General features: G+C 61.4%; 1 protein-coding gene. It reads right to left on the bottom strand.

The features are described 5' to 3' along the window. A partial coding sequence (locus tag EN991_RS32860) for a molybdopterin-dependent oxidoreductase (RefSeq protein WP_127370298.1) occupies window positions 1-2,274 on the bottom strand: 2,274 nt, incomplete at both ends.

Raw genomic sequence — 2,274 nt, 5'->3', positions numbered from 1 at the left:
GGGGTATAGATCGGCTCACGATGGATCGGCACCGGGTCGGGCAAGTTCCAGGCGACAGCCCTGGCCTTTCCGTTTCCGTAGGGGTGACAGCCGTGGCTGAGCACGACGCGCTGGATGCCGCCCGACAGGTCGGTCGACCACGAGACCTTGCCGATGTCACCCATATCATCGCCGATCGTCTGGATGACTTTGAGTTCCTCCGCACTCAAGTCCTTGTCCCAGCCGAGCTTTTGCAGCACCGCCATCGTGAATTCCGGATAGCCGTCGGTCAGTTCCGAGCCTTGCGTGTAGGAGCCTTCGGCAAGAAGCGTCTCGCCGTTACGCTCCACACCGAAACGGGCCCGGAAGGGACTGCCGCCATCCATTACATGCAGGTCGGTGCTGTAAAGGTTGGCCGTGCCAGGATGGCGTATTTCCGGCTTGCCCCAGCATGGCCAGGGCAGGCCGTAATAGTCGCCGCCGACCTCCGGATCGTCCTTCGGCGCGCGTAGCGTCACAAGATCAAACTTGTGCTGGTTTTTCATATGCGCCTTGAGGCGCTCCGGCGATTGACCGCAGTAGCCGGTCGACCAGCTTCCGCGGTTCATCTCACGCAGTACGTCCTCCGGTTGCGGCCGGTCACCCTCGACCGCGATGTTCTTGAACATCCAGTCGGCAAGGCCGAGCTTCTTCGCGAGCAGGTAGATGACCTGATAGTCGTCCTTCTGCTCGAAGCTTGGCTTGACGATCTGCTCGCCCCACTGCAGAGATCGGTTGGAGGCGACGCGCGAGCCGGAAGTCTCGAATTGCGTACAGACCGGCAGCAGATAGACGTTTTCCTTGCGCCCGGCCTGAACTGCCAGCGATGCCCAGGTCGTCGGGTGCGGATCGGCAACGACGAGCAGTTCGAGGCCGGCCAGGCCCTTCATTGATTCCGGTATGCGTGTGATGCTGTTGCTGGCGTGGCCCTGGACGAACATCGCCCGCAGTCTGTCACGCTGCTGAATGTCCTCCTTGGGGAGCACGACCCCATCGAACCATCGGGTCAGCGGGATGCCGGGTGTCTCCATCGCCTCCTTGGAGTCGAACCGGCGCAGAAGGTCGTCGTATGGAATTTGCCAGACTCGCGACCAATGCTTCCAGGCGCCCTCCGTCAGGCCATAGTAAAAGGGCAGGGTCACCACATCCAATCCAATGTCGGTCGCGCCCTGCACGTTGTCATGTCCACGGAAGATGTTGGCGCCGGTGCCCGGCTTGCCAACATTGCCCGTGGCGAGGCACAAGATGCAGCTGGCGCGCACGTTGGCTGTTCCGGTCGTGTGGTGGGTCTGCCCCATGCACCAGATTATCGTCGATGGCTTTTGCGTGGCGAACATCTCGGCGATGCGCTTCATCTGCTCGCCAGGCACACCAGTGATGCGCTCGACCTCGTCGGGCGGATATTTCCCCACCTCCTTGCGGACTTCGTCCATCCCGTAAACGCGCTGGGCTATGAATTCCTTGTCCTCCCAACCATTCTCGAAAATGTGCCAGAGCAAGCCCCACAGCACCGCGATGTCGGTGCCAGACCGAATGCGAGCAAACTCGGTGGCATGCGCGGCCGTACGGGTGAACCGCGGATCCATCACGATGAAGTTGGACTTGTTGAGTTCCTTGCCTTCGAGCAGATGCTGCATGGCGACTGGATGTGCTTCGGCAGGGTTCCCGCCCAGCACTATGAGCGTCTTGGAATTGCGGATGTCGTTGAAGGAATTGGTCATCGCGCCGTAGCCCCAGGTATTGGCCACGCCCGAAACCGTCGTCGAATGGCAGATCCTCGCCTGGTGGTCCTGGTTATTGGTTCCCCACAGGGCCGCAAGCTTGCGGAAGAGGTAAGTCCCCTCGTTGGAGAACTTCGCCGATCCCATCCAGTAGGCCGACTCCGGTCCGGACTTCTCACGAATGTCGAGAAGCTTGTCGCCGATCCCATTGATGGCGTCATCCCAGGAGATGCGCTCCCACTTGCCGCCGGAAAGCCTCACGGGGTATTTCAGGCGGCGGTCGCTATGTACCAGCTCGCGCACGCTTGCGCCTTTGGCGCAATGCGAGCCTCGATTGATGGGGCTGTCCCACGATGGCTCCTGTCCGGTCCACACGCCGTTCTGGACTTCCGCCGTGACCGTGCAGCCGACAGCGCAATGTGTGCAGACACTTTTCTTCAACTCGGTCGGCACTCCCGGCTGCGGCGGGCTGATCGCCGCGGCTTTGCTTACCGTGCCGAACTGAAACGAGCTGAGCGCGGCTCTTCCGCCACCT

This window comes from Mesorhizobium sp. M7A.F.Ca.US.005.03.2.1 (assembly GCF_003997795.1).
Taxonomy (GTDB): domain Bacteria; phylum Pseudomonadota; class Alphaproteobacteria; order Rhizobiales; family Rhizobiaceae; genus Mesorhizobium; species Mesorhizobium ciceri.
Note: the sequence above shows the minus strand (reverse complement) of the source record. Positions and strands in the feature narration are given on the sequence as shown.